The 20,894-nt window shown below is 64.2% G+C and carries 10 protein-coding genes; 6 read left to right on the top strand and 4 right to left on the bottom strand.

Annotated elements, in window-relative coordinates; genetic code table 11:
• The first annotated feature begins 363 nt into the window (after window positions 1-363).
• From gltB to H6718_33340, 5 genes are all read left to right on the top strand, one after another.
• Window positions 364-4,947 carry a glutamate synthase large subunit gene (gltB, locus tag H6718_33360; GenBank protein ID MCB9590347.1) on the top strand — a complete coding sequence of 1,528 codons (4,584 nt, stop codon included), beginning with the start codon at window positions 364-366 and terminating at the stop codon, window positions 4,945-4,947.
• A 3-nt stretch (window positions 4,948-4,950) separates the two neighbouring features.
• Window positions 4,951-6,399, top strand: coding sequence for a glutamate synthase subunit beta (locus H6718_33355; GenBank protein ID MCB9590346.1), 1,449 nt, complete (start codon window positions 4,951-4,953; stop codon window positions 6,397-6,399).
• Window positions 6,400-6,795: 396 nt separating this feature from the next.
• A complete protein-coding gene (locus tag H6718_33350) occupies window positions 6,796-7,482 on the top strand; it encodes a hypothetical protein (protein MCB9590345.1) in 687 nt (228 codons plus the stop codon).
• 131 nt (window positions 7,483-7,613) lie between these two features.
• On the top strand, window positions 7,614-9,251 hold the full coding sequence (locus H6718_33345; GenBank protein MCB9590344.1) for a 1-acyl-sn-glycerol-3-phosphate acyltransferase: 1,638 nt from the start codon (window positions 7,614-7,616) through the stop codon (window positions 9,249-9,251).
• Window positions 9,248-10,264, top strand: a complete 1,017-nt coding sequence (locus H6718_33340; GenBank protein ID MCB9590343.1) for an NAD(P)-dependent glycerol-3-phosphate dehydrogenase — start codon at window positions 9,248-9,250, stop codon at window positions 10,262-10,264. Before H6718_33345 ends, H6718_33340 begins: the two co-directional genes overlap by 4 nt.
• Window positions 10,265-10,278: 14 nt before the next feature.
• Here the strand turns inward: H6718_33340 and H6718_33335 are convergent, their stop codons facing one another.
• The 4 genes from H6718_33335 to H6718_33320 form a co-directional block, all read right to left on the bottom strand.
• Window positions 10,279-11,346 (bottom strand): hypothetical protein, encoded by a 1,068-nt coding sequence (locus H6718_33335; protein ID MCB9590342.1) that lies wholly within the window; start codon window positions 11,344-11,346, stop codon window positions 10,279-10,281.
• A 105-nt stretch (window positions 11,347-11,451) separates the two neighbouring features.
• The gene (locus H6718_33330; protein MCB9590341.1) at window positions 11,452-12,138 is read right to left on the bottom strand and encodes a 1-acyl-sn-glycerol-3-phosphate acyltransferase; all 687 of its coding nucleotides are present in this window, start codon (window positions 12,136-12,138) and stop codon (window positions 11,452-11,454) included.
• Between the two features lie 178 nt (window positions 12,139-12,316).
• Complete coding sequence (locus H6718_33325; protein MCB9590340.1) at window positions 12,317-14,653, bottom strand: lipase maturation factor family protein; 2,337 nt, start codon at window positions 14,651-14,653, stop codon at window positions 12,317-12,319.
• The gene (locus H6718_33320) at window positions 14,650-16,890 is read right to left on the bottom strand and encodes a DUF393 domain-containing protein (GenBank protein ID MCB9590339.1); all 2,241 of its coding nucleotides are present in this window, start codon (window positions 16,888-16,890) and stop codon (window positions 14,650-14,652) included. Before H6718_33320 ends, H6718_33325 begins: the two co-directional genes overlap by 4 nt.
• 854 nt (window positions 16,891-17,744) lie before the next feature.
• Here H6718_33320 and H6718_33315 point away from each other — a divergent pair.
• Window positions 17,745-20,375: a zinc-ribbon domain-containing protein gene (locus tag H6718_33315; protein ID MCB9590338.1), complete on the top strand. Its 2,631-nt coding sequence runs from the start codon at window positions 17,745-17,747 to the stop codon at window positions 20,373-20,375.
• Window positions 20,376-20,894 lie beyond the last annotated feature (519 nt).

Below are 20,894 nucleotides of genomic sequence, written 5' to 3'. Positions count from 1 at the left end.
CATCCACCGCGAGTCGAGAACGCACAAAAATCGGCGTAATCGGCTCCTGGCGTCCCGCCAGGGCTACCCCCTGCGCGCCGGAGTTGGGTACCGCTCCAGGATTGACGTGTCGACGCTTGCGCGGCGCGTTAATGCATGGCCCAATAAACCTCGGCGGCACTGAATTTCCGGTCCGCCCGTTCGATCAGTACTGCTTGTTCGCGTCGCTCTGGCGCGAGTGCCGCCCACGCGTTGCGTAGGCAGCACCAAGCGAAGCTTGCCGTCCCCCCCTCCCCGGTCAGCCGTGCTTGGTGCAAAGCGAAACCTGCTGTGCGCAAACGCGCGCAGTGCCCATCAGCGAACCCCCCTTTGGAGGCCGCGAGCATGAGTCTCCCCGAGAAGTCTGGACTCTACGATCCTCAGTTCGAGCACGACGCGTGTGGCGTCGGGTTCGTGGCGAACATCAAGGGGGTGGCCTCCCACGAGATCGTGCGCCAAGGCGTGCAGATCCTCCTGAACCTGGTGCACCGTGGAGCCGCGGGCAGTGACCCTCTGACCGGTGACGGCGCGGGCATCCTGATTCAGCTGCCTCACGCGTTCTTCGAGCAGGAGTGCGCGAAGCTCCAGATAAAGCTCCCCGCTCGGGGCCGCTACGGCGTGGGCACCGTCTTCCTGCCCCAGTCCCGCGAAGAACGCCGCCGCTGCATGCAAATCGTCGAGGACAAGATCGGCGGTACCGGGCAGCGCTTGCTCGGTTGGCGCGACGTACCCGTCGATGTGGAAGCGTGCGGACCGCTCGCCCGCGAGAGCGCGCCAATCATCCGGCAGGTCATCGTCGGTTCTACCGTGAACGACCAGACGGTGTTCGAGCGCAAGCTGTTCGTGATCCGGAAATGGATCGAACGCACGGTGCGTGAGAGCGATTTGCCGAACCGCGCGAAGAAGACGTTCTACATGCCGAGCCTGTCGTCGCGCACGCTCATCTACAAGGGCTTGCTCCTCGCAGAACAGCTGTCCGTGTTCTATTCGGATCTGAACGACCCGAGCATGGTCAGCGCCCTGGCCATGGTGCACCAACGGTTCAGCACCAATACCTTCCCAACCTGGCAGCTCGCTCAGCCGTTTCGCACCCTGGCTCACAACGGCGAGATCAACACGGTGCGCGGCAACATCGCATGGATGAAAGCACGCGAAACGCTGTTCGCCGGCGAGATCTTTGGGGAAGATGTGCGCCACATCCTGCCGGTGGTGACTCCCCGAGGAAGCGACTCGGCAACCCTCGACAACGTCGTCGAGATGCTTGTACACGGCGGTCGGCCGCTACCCCACGTCATGATGATGTTGGTGCCCGAGGCTTGGCAAAACGACCCCGCGATGCCTCCGCACAAGCGCGACTTCTATGAGTACCACTCGTGCCTGATGGAGCCGTGGGATGGACCGGCAGCGCTGGCGTTCACCAACGGTCGCCAGATCGGTGCGATGCTCGATCGCAACGGGCTACGTCCTGCGCGCTGGATGCTCACCCACGACGGCATCGTCGTGATGGGCTCCGAAACCGGCGTCCTTGAGTTCCCCGCGGAAAGGGTCGAGCGCAAAGGGCGCCTCGAGCCGGGGAAGATGTTCATGGTCGACCTCGAACAGGGTCGCATCGTGGAGGACGAGGAGATCAAGCAGGACATCTGCACCCGGCAGCCGTACGGAAAATGGCTGCGCGACAACAAGATCAACCTACGCGACATCGAGACCGTCCCTTCCACGCGGCCGACGGAGCAGCACACGTTGCTCGAGCGTCAACAGGCGTTTGGCTACACCCAGGAGGACTTGCGCCTACTGATCGCGCCGATGGCCAAAACCGGCGCCGAGGCGGTGGGTTCCATGGGCACCGATACACCCCTCGCGGTGCTGAGCGACGAACCCCAGCCGCTCTTCAACTACTTCAAGCAGCACTTCGCTCAGGTCACCAACCCACCGATCGATCCAATTCGCGAAGAACTGGTGATGAGCCTGAAGAGCTACATCGGCGGTGAAGGTAACTTGCTCTTCGAGCTGCCCGATCAAGCTCAGATGCTCGAGCTCCCTCACCCGGTGCTGAGCAACGAGGACATGGTCAAGCTGCGTCACACGCACATGATCCAGCTGCGTATGCCGGCGACCCTACCGATGCTCTACCCAGTGTCGGATGGTGCGGCCGGGCTCAAGGCGTCCCTCGACGAGCTGTGTCGCCAAGCGTCCGTGGCGGTGCTCAACGGCCACAGCTTGATCATTCTCAGTGACCGCGGTTGCTCACCACATATGGCGCCCATCCCGGCGCTGCTGGCAACTGGCGCGGTGCACCATCACCTGACGCGCAACGGGACTCGAGTCAAAGTAGGCATCCTCGTGGAAACGGGCGAGGCACGCGAAGTCAATCATTTCGCGCTGCTCTGCGGCTTCGGCGCGGGCGGCGTGAACCCGTACCTCGCGATGGAGTCGATCGAGCAACTGTGCCGCGACGGACAGATCCCCGGTCTAACTGACCCCACGACGGCCAAACAGAAGTACATCAAGGCGGTCTGCAAGGGCTTGCTCAAGGTGATGAGCAAGATGGGGATCAGCACGCTGCAGAGCTATCAGGGCGCCCAGATCTTCGAAGCGCTCGGACTCGACGAAGAGGTCATCGACCGCTACTTCACCGGCACAGCCAGCCGCATCAGCGGAATCGACCTCGGCGTCATCGCCGAAGAAGGCCGGATGCGTCACCAGCGCGCCTTCCCGCGCCGCGACGGCGGAGCCCAGCAGCTGTCGGTAGGCGGTCAATACCACTATCGCGCCCAAGGCGAGCGGCACCTCTGGAGCCCGCGCACCATCGCGTCTCTCCAGCGCGCGGTACGCCAAGAGGACGTCAAGAGCTATCAAGAGTACTCGGAGCTGATCAACAAGCAGACCGAAGGCTTGATCACCCTGCGTGGCATGTGGGAGCTGAATCCCCGAGGCAATGCCATCGACATCTCGGAGGTCGAGCCTGCCGCGGAGGTCGTAAAGCGCTTTGCGACAGGGGCGATGAGCTTTGGCTCCATCAGCGCGGAGGCTCACGAGAACCTCGCGGTGGCAATGAACCGCATCGGCGGCAAGAGCAACACTGGAGAAGGCGGCGAAAAACCCGAACGTTTCCGTGATGAACGAAGGAGCGCGATCAAGCAGGTGGCATCCGGCCGCTTCGGCGTGACCACCCACTACCTGGTCAGCGCCGACGAGCTGCAGATCAAGATAGCTCAGGGCGCGAAGCCCGGTGAAGGCGGGCAGCTACCCGGCCATAAGGTGGACGCAATCATCGCGAAGACGCGCTTCTCCACGCCAGGTGTTTCGCTCATCTCCCCTCCACCCCATCACGACATCTACTCGATCGAGGACTTGGCCCAGCTGATCTTCGACCTGAAGATGGTCAACCCCCGGGCGCGCATCAGCGTGAAGCTGGTGGCAGAAGCCGGCGTGGGTACCGTGGCAGCTGGAGTCGCCAAGGCGCACGCTGACGTGATCCTGATCTCTGGACACGACGGCGGCACCGGTGCATCGCCCCTGACCTCAATCAAACACGCTGGTGTTCCCTGGGAACTCGGCCTCGCGGAAACGCAACAGGTGTTGGTAAAGAACAACCTGCGCGGCCGGGTCATCTTGCAGGCCGATGGTCAGTTGCGCACGGGTCGCGACGTGGCGATCGCCGCGCTGCTGGGCGCCGAGGAGTTCGGTTTCGCGACCGCGCCCTTGGTCGCATCGGGTTGCATCATGATGCGCAAGTGCCACCTCAACACCTGCCCCGTTGGCATCGCCACTCAGGACCCGGAGCTGCGCAAGAAGTTCACTGGGCAACCGGAGCATGTGATCAACTTCATGTTCTTTGTGGCTGAGGAGCTGCGGTCGCACATGGCAGCCCTCGGCTTCCGCAAGCTGAGCGAAATGGTCGGGCGCGTCGACTGCCTCCGCACCCGCGACGTCTCGCAGCACTGGAAGGCATCGCGCCTGGACTTCTCCGACGTGCTGATGCCAGCACCCGCAAAGCCCGGGGTGGCGCTCTCCAAGTCCGTACAGCAGGAGCATGGGCTAGAAAAGGCCTACGATCGCGAGTTCATCCCCGCCTGTGCGCCCGCCTTGGAGCGCAAGGAACCGGTACGCCTCGATTTACCGATTCGCAATGTACACCGAACGGTTGGAAGTATGTTGGCCGGGGAGGTCGCGAGACGCCACGGCGACGAGGCGCTTCCGCCGGGTACCATCGTGCTGAACTTCTCGGGTTCCGCCGGTCAGAGTTTTGGCGCCTTCGCCGTCCAGGGCATGGAGCTACACCTGGAGGGAGACGCAAACGACTACACCGGCAAGGGCCTCGCCGGCGGCATCTTGAGCGTGCGCCCACCGATGGGCAGCAGCTTCCGCGCGGATGAAAACGTCATCGTTGGAAACACCGCACTCTACGGGGCCACCGGCGGTACGGCGTTCTTCTGCGGCCGCGCCGGCGAGCGTTTCGCGGTGCGAAACAGCGGAGCCACGGCGGTAGTCGAAGGGGTGGGCGACCACGGCTGCGAATACATGACGGGCGGCTTGGTCGTCGTGTTGGGTCCGACGGGACGCAACTTCGGCGCTGGTATGAGCGGTGGCCTCGCCTACGTCTATGACGAGGACGGCCACTTCTCGGAGCGCTGCAACCGCGAGCTGGTGAGCCTGGAAGCGCTCAGCATGGAAGACTCCTCGCTGCTCGCGGAGCTCTTGGAGCGTCACCAGCTGCAAACTCAGTCGAGCAAGGCGCGCAACTTGCTCGCCACTTGGGAGACGACGCTTAGTCGCTTCATCAAGATTTTCCCCCTGGAATATAAGCGTGTGCTCGCAGAGCAAGAAGAGAAGCGGGCTTTGGAGGCTCAGAACAACAGTATTCCCCCGGAGTATGAGCCTCAACCGGAAGCAATCGTGGGTGGGCCACGCAGCGCGGAGGTGGACTGAGCCATGGGCAAGGTAACCGGTTTCATGGAGTATCGGCGGCAATCAGCCGATAAGCGCCCCACCAGTGAGCGCGTGAAGGACTACCGCGAGTTCGAGCTACCCGTGGTGGGACAGGAGCTGCAAGAGCAGGCCGCGCGCTGCATGGACTGTGGCGTGCCGTTCTGCAACACAGGGTGTCCGCTGGGCAACCTGATCCCCGACTGGAACGATCACGTCTTCACCAACCAGCCGGAGCGCGCGAGCCTGGCGCTGCACGCAACCAACAACTTCCCCGAGTTCACGGGGCGGGTGTGCCCGGCGCCCTGCGAGGCTGCTTGCGTGCTCGGCATCAACGATGACCCGGTGAGTATCAAGCTGATTGAGCGCTCAATCGCTGATCGAGCCTGGAACGAAGAACTTGTCCAGCCGGAACCTGCCAGCCACCGCACCGGAAAGAAGGTGGCAGTCGTGGGCTCTGGCCCAGCGGGCCTAGCGGCAGCCCAACAGCTCGCTCGCGCGGGTCACGATGTGACGTTGTTCGAGCGGGACGATCGTCTCGGCGGCCTGCTCACTTACGGCATACCGGACTTCAAGCTCGAGAAATGGCTCGTCCAGCGACGGGTGGAGCAGATGACGGCCGAAGGGGTGACCTTCAAGACGGGGGTAAACGTCGGGCGCGACGTCACTGGCGCTGAGCTCAAGGAGCAGTTCGACGCGATCTGCCTCTGTCACGGCTCCCGCAAGCCACGAGATCTGCCGGTGCCAGGCCGCGAACTCGCCGGCATCCACTTCGCGATGGATTTCCTCGAGCAGCAGAACCGTCGAGTCGCCGGCACACCGATCCCCGGCGAAGACATTCTTGCCACAGGGAAACACGTGGTGGTACTCGGCGGCGGCGATACGGGCTCTGACTGCATCGGGACCTCGCACCGCCAGGGCGCGGCGAGCGTGACCAGCTTCGAGATCATGCCCCGCCCCCCAGACGAAGCGGCGAGCAGCACGCCTTGGCCGCTGTGGCCGCTGAAGCTACGCACCAGCAGCTCCCACGAGGAAGGCGGAGAGCGCGACTGGGCGGTATCGACGGAGTCCTTCGTTGGCGATGAATCCGGGAACGTGAAGGCGCTCAAATGCGTGCGCGTCCGCTTCCAGAACGGTCGCTTCGAGCCAGTGGCCGATTCACAATTCGAGGTGAAGGCTGACCTCGTGTTGCTCGCGATGGGCTTCGTGCATCCAGAGCACGGAGGAGTGCTCGACCAACTCGGTGTGGAGCTGAATCAACGCGGAAACGTTCAGGTAGACGGTCAGATGATGACCAACGTCGCCGGAGTGTTCTCCGCCGGAGACATGCAGCGTGGTCAAAGCCTCGTGGTGTGGGCCATCGCAGACGGCCGGCGCGCGGCTCAAGCCATCGACCGCTACCTGAGTGGTGAGACCGCCCTCACTCAACCGGGCCGCGCGGGTCGACTTCGTTAAGTGACTTCCCGCTCCGACACGCTCCGTCGTCCCCACCCCTGACTACAGTCACCGCGCACCGCCTCGCCAACCCGGCCGAAGCAGCGAGGCGTACTCGAAATCCGGCGCGCGAGGCGCTATTCGCGCAGAAAATCGCGGTTACGGACTGGCATCGAGCGACGAGACCTCCTCGGTCTCCGCATCTCCCTTCGCCTGCGCCCTACCGGAAGCACGCGAGGACGCCGCCCTCAAAACGCGGAAACAGCCGCCACCGTATCTCTGGCGTCGGATCGGCCGGTCATGGCTATTCGATGCTTTTGGGCGAGCCCTCGCTTCCGCCCCCGTACCCGCGGTACACTCGCGCTAGTGGCTCGTCGTCGCCGAAGCAAAAGTGCCAATCCCCCCAGGCGCCCTCTCGTGTCGGGCCCTGAGATCCGCGTCACTCACGGCCCCGCTGGCAGGGACACCCTAGCCGCCATCGCGTCGGAGCTGATGCAGACCGCGCCCGCGCGCTTCGAGTCGATGCCCGAGATCGAGATCGGCCAGAGCACTGCAGGTCACGAGACTCTCGCAGCGATTGCTGAAGAGGTGCAGCGCGAAGCCGCTCAGATCGCGCGGGATCGCGGCTGGAACGGTGATGAGGGTGAAGAGGCCCGCAGTTCCGTGCGACCGAAGATGACCACGATGAGCTTCGAGGAGCGTCCGCGCCGCGACAGCTCGTCACCCGAAGTGATCACCATCAGCGAAGCTCCCATCGGTCGCAGCACGATGGAGGACCTCGAGCGGGATGCAGTGGCGGACGCACTCGGACGCGGCCTGCGCGTCTCTGAACCGCCCCGGCGCACCGCCCAATCCCAGACCGCAATGAGCGCACCGCGCATCTCGCAGAAGATGGAGGTGTTCGAGATGATCACCTTCGTGGTGCGAGCAAACGACGCTGGCCGCCTGTCATCGATGCGCAGTCGCAAAGATTTCGTTGCGGAAAAGCTGATGCATCGCTTGCCGATCGAGAGCCCCGACGACATCGAGCGCGTCGACGTCACGCCGTGGACCGAAAAGGGCACTGTGATCCTGCGCGTGTGGTGTCGCGTAGCCTCCGACTGAGAGGCCAGGGGCTCGCCGCGCCCCTGCATAACGCGCTGCGAAAGGCCTCAATCGGGCTGTCATCCAGGCCTCCCGCGAAACCCGCCGCGAGTCGCCCGGCGTTGGTTGAAGCGTAGTACCCTCCCCCGTGAATGAGGCCGGAAGACCGCGAACGCATTCAGCTCGAGGTAACGAGTCGGGTTCTGGAGCGCCACATGGCGCGCTCCGCCAGCGGGCCTGACTACCTAGAAACGCTGATCAACGACACCATCTACCACGAGCGCCGACGCCTCGAACGCGATCCCCCGAAGGGAGACGAGGCCAGCTTCTACGCTGGCCTCGCCAAGCGCCTGCCGAAGGCATCGCAGGTCGAGCTGAAGCAGATGCTCGAAGAGATGCTGCGGCGTTTCGTTGCGGAAGTGGTCGGCAACTTCGACGAACGCGTATACAGGCTCTCTACGAGCGTCGTACCAACCGGCCTCTCGTTGCTGCTCAAGGCGTCGAGCGCCGCTGGTCCGAGAGACCTTTTGTCCTTGGATGGCATCAGCGTCGTGCGCGACCACATCGAGCTGCAAGGTGAGGTCGACCACGTCAAGCGCTTGCTCAACAAGGGCACCCTCATGGTCGTGCCCACGCACTCCTCGCACCTCGACTCCATCGTGCTCGGCTACGCCGCACACCTGATGGAGCTGCCGCCCCTGTTGTACGGCGCGGGTCTGAATCTGTTCACCAATCCGCTGATTTCGTTCTTCATGAACAATCTCGGCGCCTATCGGGTGGACCGCAAGAAGACCGCGGGCATCTACAAGGAAGTACTCAAAGAGTACGCGACGGTGGCGATGGAGATGGGCTACCACAACCTCTTTTTTCCGGGCGGAACTCGAAGTCGCTCCGGGGCGGTGGAAGGCAAGTTGAAGAAGGGCCTGCTCGGCACCGCTGTGACGGCCTACATCAACAACCTCAAGCACGAACGCATGCGGCCGAACGTCTATATCGTCCCCTGCACCATCAGCTACGATCTGGTGCTGGAGGCGGAGACGCTGATAGACGACTACCTCAAGGAGGTGGGAAAGAGCCGCTACATCATCGAGGACGACGAGTTCAGCAAGCCGCGACGCATCCTCAACTTCATGAGCGAGATCGCCTCCTTGGATGGGCGCATCGCGGTCACCTTCGGGCGCCCCCTGGACATCGTGGGGAACTACGTTGACCAGGAGGGGCGCAGCCTCGACCCAAGAGGCCGGGTCGTTGACACCCGGAGCTACGTACTGAAAAACGGCGTGCCTGAGCACGACCACCAGCGTGACCAGGAATACACCCAGGAAATCGCTGACGCGGTGGTTCGGGGCCTGCGCGAGAACAACGTGGTGATGAGCACCAATATCGTCGCCTTCAGCCTGATGCGCATGCTCAAGCAAAAGAACCCAGGGATGGACCTGTATCGCCTGCTACGCACGGGCGGCAGCACACCGTCATTTCCCCACGGCGACGTCGTCCGCGAAACAGCCGCCACGATCGAACTGGTGCAGGCCGCGGAGCAACCGCGACTCGCCGACGAGGTGCGCTCTGCGACCGCGCTTGCGGTGGTGGACGACGCCTTGCGGCACTTCGAGAGCTATCACACGCACCCTGTCGCCGAGCGGCGAGGTGACCGCGTTTTCCACGAGGATCGCAACCTCCTCTTGTACTACGCGAATCGCCTGTCAGGGTACGACCTCACGCGCCAGGCGTCCCTGAGAGTAGATGGTGGAGCTCAAGCTTCCGCGGCGGAGCAAGGAGCAGCACGATGACCGAGAGTCTGAAGGTTGGGGTGATCGGTGCTGGCAGCTGGGGGACCACCCTGGCGAAGATCAGCGCCGAGAACGGCCACCCCACTTTGCTCTGGGCGCGCCGCGAAGAACAGGCAAACCGCATCGCGGAGGAGCGCTGCAACACCGAGTACCTGCCCAACATCGATCTCCCGCTGAACCTGGAGACAACCGCGGACCTCGAGCGCATCGCGCAGTTTAGCGACTTGCTGGTGCTGGTCGTACCAAGCCACGGCCTGCGGGGAATCGCGCGCCAGCTCGGCGAGTTCGTCGACGGAAGCCAGTGTCTGGTCCACGCGACCAAGGGCCTCGAACAGGGGACGCACCGGCGCATGAGCGAGGTGATCCGCGAGGAAACTTGCCTGCGCAAGATCGGAGTCATCGCGGGACCGAACTTGGCGCGGGAGCTCGCGCAGAGCGGCCCCGCCGGCACGCTGGTGGCCAGCCACTACGACGAGGTCTTTCGCAAGGGGCACGCCGCGTTTGGCAATCACTACTTCCGCGTCTACTGGGGGCACGACGTGGTCGGAGCCGAAGTCGGAGGTGCTTTCAAGAACGTGGTCGCCCTCGCCGCCGGGGTACTGAGCGGCCTCGGATACGGGGAGAACTCCCGCTCCCTCTTGATGACTCGAGGCCTGAGCGAGATGGCGCGCCTGGGTACGGCCATGGGAGGCAGCCTCGTCACCTTCGGAGGCATGGCTGGCATCGGGGACCTGATCGCGACTTGCTCGTCGAGCCTAAGCCGGAACTTCCAAGTCGGGTCGCGGCTGGCCGCGGGGGACACTCTCCCCCAAATCCAGGCGGATATGAAGATGGTCGCCGAGGGAGTGAAGACTTCCCTCGCCGTGCGCGAGTTCGCAGAGCAGCACCATATCGACCTGCCCATCGCGGGCGCGATTCATCGCCTGCTACATGAAGGCGGCAGTGTCCCCGAGCTGTTGGCGGACTTGATGGCTATCCCAACGGGGGCCGAGTTCGCCGAACTGGCCCGCTAGGCGTCGACCGGCGCTCAGCCTTGAACGCCAGCCCGACCGCTAACCGACGCACTCGCCTCCACGCTCACCTGAACGCGGACCGATGCCTTGACGCTCGCGTCCGCTGCAGCGCCAACGCAAGCCAGCGCCTGCAAGCCGGCTTGCCCGATGATCTTCGGCAGCTGCGCTCCCACCTGAACGACGACCTGGGCGTCGTTGATCAAGCGCTTGCCCAGAGCAAACTCCGCCTGCAGCAGCTTCGGCAGGTTCGCTTGCAAGGTTGCAGCCAGCGCCGCCGCGCTCTGCCCGTCAGGCCACGTCTGGACGTAGACCTCTGCTGGCGTACAACTCGCGCGGAAATTCGCTTGAGCGGTGCAACTGGCGTTGCACTCGGCGTCTGCGCTGGGTGGACGCACCGTGCCCTCGCACTGCGGCGCCTGCCATTGACCCTGGCAGCTCACATGACAGGTCGCATCGCAGCTTCCGTTGCAGTCTCCATTGCACTGACCAATGCACTGGCCGGTGGCGTCAACCTGGGAACATTGCCCGTTGCACTGACCGGTGCAGCGCCCTTCGCAACGCCCGACGCAGCGCCCCTGGCAGTAGCCTGAGAGCTTCGCCGGTTCGCAGCTCGCAATCACCTGCCCTGGGTCCACGCTCACGTCACATGCGCCTTCGCAGCGCGCCTTCGCCTGCAGGTCTGCTTGGCACTGCGGCAGGTTGGCCTGAACACGCACGCCGATGCCCTGTGATAGCACAGCATCCATCCGCGCGGAAAAAGCTCCACACGCCGCCTTCGCCGCAGAACCCGGCTTGTCATCCACGGGCTGCAGCTCCGCCTGCGTAGCGCCCATGTCTAGCGCCATCCGCGAGCACGCTTCGACGGTCATCGACTCCATCTGCAGCGAGAGCTGCATCAGGTCCTTGGAGGCAGAGACGAAGGTGCGGATCTTCGCATTGGCGCGGGCGTCGGCGCTGAAGTTGGCCGTGAGCGGGTCCCCGGAGTTCCACGCAGGACACGCCGCACCCAGCCCGCCAAACCCAGCGCCCTGACAGGCACCAACACCAAGTCCTGCGGCGGCGATCAACGCTCCACTGCTCAAACCTCGAAGAAAGGTTCGTGAACGCTGTAAGGAAACGCGGTCAGAGACCACTTTGGGGGAGGACGAAGCCATAGTCATTTTCCCTTGGGATTTTTGGGGGGGAGGTCAAGCGGGGAGGTGCTGCGAGATGGCCGCACGCACTCGTTGAATCAGCTGCGTAAGGTGTTCGCGATCGACAGCGGATGTGTCAACCGGCTCGCTGAAGGTCACACGGACTGTCTGACCCTCCGTTACAGACCTTCCCTTTGCCACCAAAGTGCGGCGCGTGCCATCGATCGTCACCGGAAGGATCCGGACGCCGGCGTCGATGGCCATGCGGAATCCTCCCTTCTTGAACGCTCCCAGACAGCCGTCAGGGCTTCGCGTTCCCTCCGGGGCAATCCAGATGCTCATCCCTGAGCGCAACGCCGCCGTGGTGGCGCTCAACGTGGCAATCGCTCGCTCCGTCCGCTTGCGGTCCAACGCTGGAAACCCCGCTGCCCGCATCGCGCTGCCCATGACAGGAATGCGAAACAGCTCCTGCTTCGCAACCATGCGAATCGGCTTGTCGTAGCACTGAAACAGCACCGGGATGTCATAGTGGGACTGGTGATTGCTGATCACGACGAACGTCTCGTCGCCCAGCATGTGCTGCTTGCCGCGCACTTCGATACTTATCCGTGCGGCATCCACCAGTCTGCGGGACCAGCGGTCGATGCGTGCGTCGCAAACGGATCTGTCGACGCGCCCCAGAAAGGCGTCCGCAATCGTGGGCAGGCCGGCTTCGCAGGTCACGAGTCCAGCGTGGATCATGTGTCTCCAGGTCATGCCGCCCCGAAGCGAAACACGAGCCTTGAAGCCGCGCCAGACGGAATGCCCAGCCCTTGGCAGCGTGGTGATTTGTTCGGCGAGTCACAGACTCGCCTCATTTGCGGGGTGCTGAAAAACACCCTGCGACTCAATAACGATCCTGTTCGGACGTCGCCGCGGCTCAGGGCGCTTTGGGTGGACCGTTGGGCTTCGAAAACAGCGGCCCGCCGGGCCGAAGTGCTGGGGATGACGGGAGCGGGCGCATCGGCGCGGGCTTGTCCATGGCGCGTCCTCGCTTGATTGGCGGCGCTTTCGGAGGCGTACGGGTCTGCTCCGGCCAAGGCCAAGCCAGGGGGTCCTTGAGCACTCCGTGGCTGACCAGGCGATTGCGAGTCGGGGGTTGGCGCGGCGCGCCGGGAGGAGGCACGCGCTCGTGCAGCGACCACATCTCGAACGCGACGATGCGATCGTTCGGGTTGCCCGTGCGCTCGTGATACTTGAGCAGGTAGTCCTTCACCCCAGGTAGATACGCGCGGAAACGCCCTTCAGACATACGCCGCATCCAGTCACACCAAATCTGGTTCAGGTGGTACCCGGTTTCTGGATTCATTTCGAAGCTAGGCGCCTTACCCGTGAGCGGGTCGATATGGCGACCGTCCTGAGTGATGGCGTCGACGACGATCACACCGTCGTCGTTCGGTGGCTGCGGCGCGAACATCGACCACCCCTGAAACATGCGCGGATAGATGATCGTGGCCTCCAGCCACTCCGGTCGGTGCTTGGGCTTGAACTGGTCTGGTATTGCGCGGTTCTCGATGAGTACTTGGCTCACCGCGGCCACCATCAAGTACGCCACCACGAGCTGAGTCAGCCAGAACCCAGTGCGCTGGACGGCGCGCCGTGCGGCGCTCTCTGGCGGAGCGATCTCGTCAGGTAGAGTCGGCAGTGAGGCGACGCCCAATCGCTTGGCGACCGCCTCACGATTCGTCATGGCTCGGGAGAGCCAGGAGTCCACCAGGTGACTCAGGCCAGGTACGTACAGGCAAAACCACACGAAGCGTGGAGCGCTCAATGCGTGGGTCAAGGAGCGGAGTCCAGCGACTCCGCTCTGGGCGGCTGAGTCGCTCCGCTCTTCTTCCAGCACGCCAAAGCCCTGTGCGTAGCCGGGCGAGCGGACGAAAGTCACCAAGCCTTGGCCATCGAAACGCTTGATCAAGCGACCCAAAGAAAGCGCAAGCCCATTGTCAGAGTCGAGTAGCACACGGCGAGGGTTCCGCTTCTTCCGCTGCCGCGCGGCAAGACTCGTCCAGTAGTCCGCGTGGACGAAGATCGACATCATGACCATCATCGCCCAGGAGAACGGTCCCAGCTGCACCATCGAGTCGATACCCAGGTGCAACGCTAAAATCAGCGCCCACGCCAACAGCCGGGCGCGTCGGAAGAACAGTGGTGTGAGGATGAGAGCGGGCAAGGCATACTCGATCGCTAGCGCGCTCCAGCTCATGCCCTTGATCGCCCAAAGTGGAAGGTGATGGCGGATCCAGCCCCCGAAGGGCGAGATCATGCGGTCCTGCTGCAGGAAGTAGTAGACCGCAGTACCGTCTTTCCAAGGTGGCCCGTTTTTGTGGACCGCGTTGAAGTAGTAGATGACCGCCCACTGCAGAAGCAGCGCGGTGGCAGCCAAGTTGACGACTGGCTTCGTCTCGAGCGTGGGACTCGAACGGTCGTTCAACGCCTCCACACTGGATTCGCGACGTTGCCTCAAGGAATCGAGCAGGGAATCCAGCGAGAAGCGCCGACCGAGCGGCAGGAACATGCTCCACACGGTGAGCAGGATGAGCACGACGTAGCCGCCGTTTTCCATCAGGATGCTGCGACTGCTGATGCTGCAGAGCAACACTGCGGACAGCACATGCATGAGTCGCGTGCGCCAGCCAATCCACAGGCAGAAGTAGATTGCCGCGTGGATCCAGAACAGCACCTTCACCTCGCCCGGTGTGCTGAACGCATGGTAGAGCGACCACAGGTGGTTGCTCATGGGGCGAAAGATGGCGAAGTGGTTCGGGAGCCAACCCTCGTTCGTGAAGTGGTCGACCAAGTCGGGATAGCGACGCAGCAAGTCGATCAGCAGGAGCGCTCCAAGGAGCCAGCGGAACAGCCCCAGCGACCGGGGGTCGACGGTGGCGTAGCGCTCCGCTAGCCCACGCCCGAAGCGGCGCCATAGCGGCACCCCCGCGTCGGGTGGTTCGCCATCAGCCGGCCCCGCCTTGCTGGTGGAGGGCCCGGCAGCCTCGTGCTGCCCTGAGTCGCTCTCATCCGAGTCGCTCTCATCCGAGTCGAGCTCATCCGAGTCGGGCTCATCCGAGTCGGGCTCGTCCGAGGCGCTCTCATCCGAGTCGAGCTCATCCGTGTCACGCTCATCGGAGTCGCCAGGATCGTCGGTCGGGCTTTCACCCTCGTCAGCCGAGTTCGGCGCCTGCTCCGGGTCGAGGCTTTCGTCGTCTTCGTGCGAGCTCACGGCTTACCCTGCTTGAGCCAAGGAGTGGCCAGGCTGTCTTTCACCAAACCGTGGGAGATCAGCTTCTGAGGTCGCCGCGGAACGCCGTGCTTCTGCCCGGGAGGAGGTGACTTGTCCTCGATCCACCACACGTCGAAAGCGACGAGCTTGTCCTTTGGATTGCCGGTTCGCTCGGGGTACTTCATCAGGAAGTCCTCGAGGTTCTTGCGGTGGTGCGAGTTCCCTCCGAAGCGGATCTTGTTCTCGTAGTCACACCAGAACTGGTTGTGGCCCCAGCCGGTTGGCGTATCCGGATTGAAGTCCGGCTCCTTGCCAGTCAGCGGATCGATCTTGCGGCCGTCCACGGTGCGAGCATCGACGACCACCGTCCCGTCGTCGTACGGGGGCTCAGGCGCGAACATCCGCCATCCCTGGTAGAGCCGCGGGTAATCAACGATTTCCTCCACCCACTGGGGACGCTTGATGCGGATCTTGCTGGTGATCCACGCGTTGTCGACCATCACCTGGCTACCCAAGATGACCAGCACGAAGAGCGCACCCACCTCGCGCAACGCACCGCCAAGCCGGCTCAGGCTCTCGCGCCACGGCTTCGGCTCCTCAGGCACGTTGGGCACCGCATGCCTCGCGACCCCGCAGGCGCCGAGCCCAAGCCACACGGAAATCTCAATCCGATTCGTGGCCACCTTGCGATAGAGCCAGCTCCCAAGGGCTGAAAACGGCGGTACCTTCAGCCACCACACGAGGGCAATCCCCAGCGGGAGCGCGCGCACGATCTCGAAAACGGCGCTCGCTTCCGTGCGGTAACTCCCGTCAGGCATGACGGCTACCACGCTCTGCTCGGTGACAGCTGGGTCGAGGCCTTGTGGGAGCTTATCGACGTCCCAGTTCTCCACGAAGGTCAAGCGCTGGAAAGGGTCGAGGCGTTTGAGGATTCGGCAAGTAAGCAAGCAGATCCCGCAATCCGCGTCGTAGATCACCGTTCGGCGCCGCTTCTCTTTCCCGAAGTAGCGTCCAACCGCTGCCCAGTCCTCGGCTCCCAGGAGCAAGATGAAGTAGCTCACCATCACGTACGAGAACGGTCCCAAGCGAGACATCGCCGCGATGTTGCCGTGCAGGCCGAAAGCCAGCAGGAATGCCAGACGGCGGAACCACTTCTGGCCAAAGGGGATGAGCAGGATCCCCGCGAGCGTGCCTTCCACCACCAGTGTGGTGTAGGTCAGCACACGCAACACGCCGAAAGGCACGTTGTTCCTCACCCAAACCCCGAAATCCGTGATGATGCGGTCCTGGTAGACGAACCAGTGCAGCGCCGAGCCGTCTTGCCAGCCGTGCCCGCTCTTGTGCACGGTGTTGAAGAAGTAGATCACACTCCACTGCAGAATCAGGGCGAAGAACGCCAGGCGATACACCGGCAGATTCACGCTTTCATCCGCGCTGCGGTCGTTGAGCTCCTCGGCATTGCGCTCCTTGAAGCGCTTCATCGACTTGCGGACAGCGTCCAGCGAGAGACGATTTCCGAGCGGCAAAAACAGCGTCCAGATCGTGATGATGTTGACCACCACGGTCCCACCGTTCTCGACGAACAGGTTTCTTGCATTCAAGCTGGTGATGCAAATCGCGGAAAGGATGTGGAAGAGCTTCGTGCGGTACCCCAGGAGGAAGCACACGAAGACAATCAGCGTGATCCCGAACGCGACGCTGACCTCACCGTACGTGCTGAACGCGTGGTAGAGAGAGAAGACATGACGCCCCATCGGGGCGAACAGCGAGTAGTGATTCGGGTAGATACCGTCGTTCGTGTAGAAGGCGTCCGCGTTCGCCCAACGCCGCAGTAGGTCGACGCTGAGGATCACACCCAGCACGATGCGGAACACACCCAGCCAGCGAGGATCGGCTTTGAGGTAGTGCTCGGCGAACCAGCCCGGCCCGGACGCCTTGGCCGGCTTGCCCTCCGTTGCTGCCTCCACGTGCTCGCTAGACTGGGTCTCTTCGGGAGTATCCTCAGTCTCCTGGGCGTCGTCCGCTTCGCCAGTGTCGGGCACGTCGACGTCGGCCTTGCGCCGCTTCTTCCGGCGCTTCTTGCGGCGGACAGGAGCGGCTCCACCCGTGTCCGCGTCGGGTTCGGAGGCGCGTTCCCCTGACGCGAGGCCGGAGCTTGCTGAAGCAACACTTTCCCCGGCGTCTGAATCGCGGTCTTCGCTAGGGGGATCGGAGTCTCGATCGGTCGAGTCTGTCATTGGAGCAGGGGCACTCTAGTCAAGGCGGGGTTCTTGGGGGGTGCGAATTGTTTCAATCACGGCTCGCCTACCTCCGCAGCGTTTGCGCAGTTTTTCGGCGGCTCTGTCGCAGTCGCCGCCGAGCGGGGTGGCTGTGAGTAGTGGATCCGGTTTCGAATGCGAAGCGCAGCAAGGCGCCGTGAGCGAAACTTCCGGCAACGGAAATCGCCAGGGAGCTGTGCACGGTCCGTGCCCTCACATTGCGCGCCCCCCAAGCGCTCGCGAGGACACTCCGGGTCGTGCGCCCAAGCGCCTTTAGGCGCTCCACAGCGACAGCTCGAACTGCGTGCTGTCGCGGACCTGGAGTGAGAGGCAAACGCCACGCTGGCAAGCGACGCCGCCCAGGCAAACAAGGACCGCCGACTGCGGACCCCAAGGCCGAGGTAGGACTCGCAGTGTCGGTGTATGGCGCAGGCTGGCGCAACCCCCCGTCCCTGCATCGGGCGCATTGGCGGCAATCCCCGGGCGGTAGTAGGCGGGAGTGTAGTAGATTCAGAGTATTGCGCTGGATTCCGTCTCCTCGTCCGCCTACCGACGCACAGCGCCGCGCCTCCCCATGAGCTCGCGCCAATACCAGGCGGCCGTCCGCCTCGCGCTCGACTTGCAGCCGCCCTGACTTTGCGGCCGAAACCCAGCTTTCCTCCACAGAAAGCACTGCGGATTACGCGACCAAAAGCGGCAAGCACCTGTACAGTGTCGTTTAGGGGTCCCGGGTCCAGCTACCCCGAGCCTCCTCGCGCAAGGCGAACTCCAAGGCCTCTCGAGAACTCCTCAATCCCACCCACCGCTCCCCTGCCCAAACTCCCCAGCGAACGATGAACGTTGCCTGCGAAAAGTGCTCTGCCAAGTACGCGGTGCCCGACTCCAAGGTCAAAGGCCGCAAGGTCCGTATCACCTGCAAGCGGTGCGGTGCTCCGATCGTGGTCGACGGACGGGCTTTAGCTGGAGACAAATCCGCAGAGAAACCCTCGCCAGCGAAAGCAGCCGCGAAGCCTGCTGCCAAGATCGAGCCCGCGAAGCCACAGGCGGCCGCCGCCAAACCCAAGGCCGAGTCGGTCAAGCCCGCGGACGCGCCCAAGCCGGCAGCAAGTGCGAAACCGATTCGCCCGGAAACGCCACCCACGGCCATCGCCACCGCGGTCAGCAAGCCGCCGACGGCGAAGTCGACGATGCTCGGCGGCCTGAGCGCCCCCAGCGGACCAAGCCCAGCGGCGCCGAAGCCCCTGACTGGACTCGGACCGAAGCCGGCCCAACGCACCATGCTGGGCGGCGTCACCGCTCCGCGCCCCGCAACCCCCATCGCCTCCAAGGCGGCCGTCAAGCAAACCTTGATGGGAGGCCTGAGTCCCGCATTCGGCGCCGCACCCGCCCCGCGGGACGCGGGACCCACCGCCTCGAGCGCGGCTGAGGGGGAGCGCGAGTGGACCGTGGCGGTGACCGACGAAGACCACTACGAAATGAACACCGACGAGGTCGTTCAGGCGTTTGCGCAGGGAAACATCGACGAGGAGACGTTCATCTGGAAGGAAGGGATGGACGACTGGCTCACCCCCTTCGAGGTCCCAGGCATCGCAGCGGCTTTGCGGAAAGCCGGGCAGCGCCCCAAGGGGGAAAACCCCATGGCGTTCGATGATGCCACGCGAGTGGGCCCATCCCCGATGGACAAGAAGCCGGTGGTGGCCCCGACGCCGAAGCCTGGTGAGACTCAAGGGGTATGGAAGGAGCCCGGCGACTGGAAGCCCATGGCGGCTCCAGGAATGGACCTCGCTTTCGACGACGTCACGGTGGCCATGGCCGCCCCACAAAGCCGGCAGTTGCTCGAGGAGACTCGAGATCTGATTGCTGCGAAGCAGCAGGACGATGATGAAGACCTGACGATTCAGGGCGAGTCTCCGCTGCTCGAACAAATCCGCGCGGAAGCACGTCTCAAGGAAGGGCTGAAGACCGTACCACCTCCGGCGCCAGCCGTTGGCACGCCCTACGCACCACCGCCCGTTGAACCCAAGATCCCCACGGCACCGGTCCCGGGCCCCTCCGCGTCTCCCACGCCCGCGCCCAGCGTCTCACCCGTGCCGAGCCCCGTCGCCTCACCAGTCCCCTCCCCTGCCAGTCCGGGGGCCCCACGGGTGACAGCCTCCGCACCTGTGGCAGAGCAGGACCCGGTCAGCGTCGCGGCGGACTCTGGGGCTTCGGATGCTGTAGGTCCGGACGCGTTGGCTCCGGAGTCTGGGATGCCGGTCAGCGTGGAAGTCGACGGCGTCGACGATCTCCTTGGAGGAGACACCTCGAAGCCGAGGGACGACGCGGGAGACGAGTCGAAGACCGGCGAACGAAACGAGACGTCGGTCTTGTTCTCCCTCGATGCCATCGGCCCGAACGCCGGCCAGCCGAAACCGAAACCCGCGAAGATGAAGTCAACCCTGCTGGGGATGGCTCCGCCGCCCCCGCCGCGGCCGGCACATCTGTCGAACCCGGGAATCGAAGCCGGCGACGCGGGGCTCTCCGAGGACGTTGCCGTGGGGATCTCCGCGAGTTCACCGGATCTCGGCAGCTCAAGCTCCCCCGACCTCGGCGCGGCGCCTGGACTCGGCAGCTCTCCAGACCTGAGCGGTGGTCTGAGTTCACCCGATCTCTCAGCGAGTCCCGGGCTTTCCTCGGGTCCCGAACTGACCGCCCCCCTCGACGGGCCGGATCCCATGCTGTCTCCGCCGGTGAGCGCTGGACCGGTCTCCGACTTCAGCCCGCCAAAGAAGTCGGGTGGCGGTCTGTGGGTCGCCCTTTTGCTGCTTCTGCTATTGCTCGGCGGCGGCGCGGCCTACGCGTACACCCAGGGCCTCGGCCCTTTCGCCAAGCCAGTTTCCACTTCCGCGCCGGCGAATACTGGGAGCTTGGCACCCGCAGGTCAGCCCACCAACGAGCCCACCCCGACCGCCGAGCCCGCGGATACGGCCCCTCCGAGCGACTCGGCAAGCGATTCCGCCAGCGCGGCGCCGACCGATTCGCCGCCGCCCGCGGCGGGGACGGCTCAGAAGCTGCAGACCAAGCCGGACGAGAAGACCGACGAAAAGGCCAACGAGAAGACCGAGGAAAAACCCGACGAGAAGACCGACGAAAAGGCCAACGAGAAGACCGAGGAAAAACCCGACGAGAAAGCCGAAGAGAAGCCGGACACCGCGGGCGCGCCCTTTGACGAGGTGGCCGCGCGCAACGCGTTGGCCTCGGCTGCGGGCTCCGCCTCGAGCTGCAAGAAGGCGGATGGCCCGACGGGTCAGGGCCGAGCTATCGTAACGTTTGCCCCAAGTGGGCGCGTGACGTCTGCGGTCATCACCGGCGCTTTCGCGGGGACGACCGTGGGCGGTTGCATCGCCAGGGTTTTCCGCGGGGCAACTGTCCCGGCGTTCTCAGGCGGCCCCAAGACGGTCTCGAAGACCTTCAGCGTCGAATAGCCGCTGCCGCGGCGGAGAGCGCACCGGAAGCGCAGCCCAAACGAAGCCAGGGGCCGGGATCGGCGGGCGTCCTAACCGGCGAGCCAACCGGCTCAGGCAGCCAGTACTCGCCGCAACCCCTCCGCCAAACCGCCCGTCAAGCCCGGTTCCTGGCGAGGCTTGGGCGAGAACCGGAGCGGAACATACTCGAGTATTTGAGCACCGGAAGCGCAGCCCAAACGAAGCCAGGGGCCGGGATCGGCGGGCGTCCTAACCGGCGAGCCAACCGGCTCAGGCAGCCAGTACTCGCCGCAACCCCTCCGCCAAACCGCCCGTCAAGCCCGGTTCCTGGCGAGGCTTGGGCGAGAACCGGAGCGGAACATACTCGAGTATTTGAGCACCGGAAGCGCAGCCCAAACGAAGCCAGGGGCCGGGATCGGCGGGCGTCCTAACCGGCGAGCCAACCGGCTCAGGCAGCCAGTACTCGCCGCAACCCCTCCGCCAAACCGCCCGTCAAGCCCGGTTCCTGGCGAGGCTTGG

This window comes from Polyangiaceae bacterium, assembly GCA_020633205.1.
Taxonomy (GTDB): domain Bacteria; phylum Myxococcota_A; class Polyangia; order Polyangiales; family Polyangiaceae; genus JAHBVY01.
This window is presented reverse-complemented; position numbering and strand designations above follow the sequence as displayed.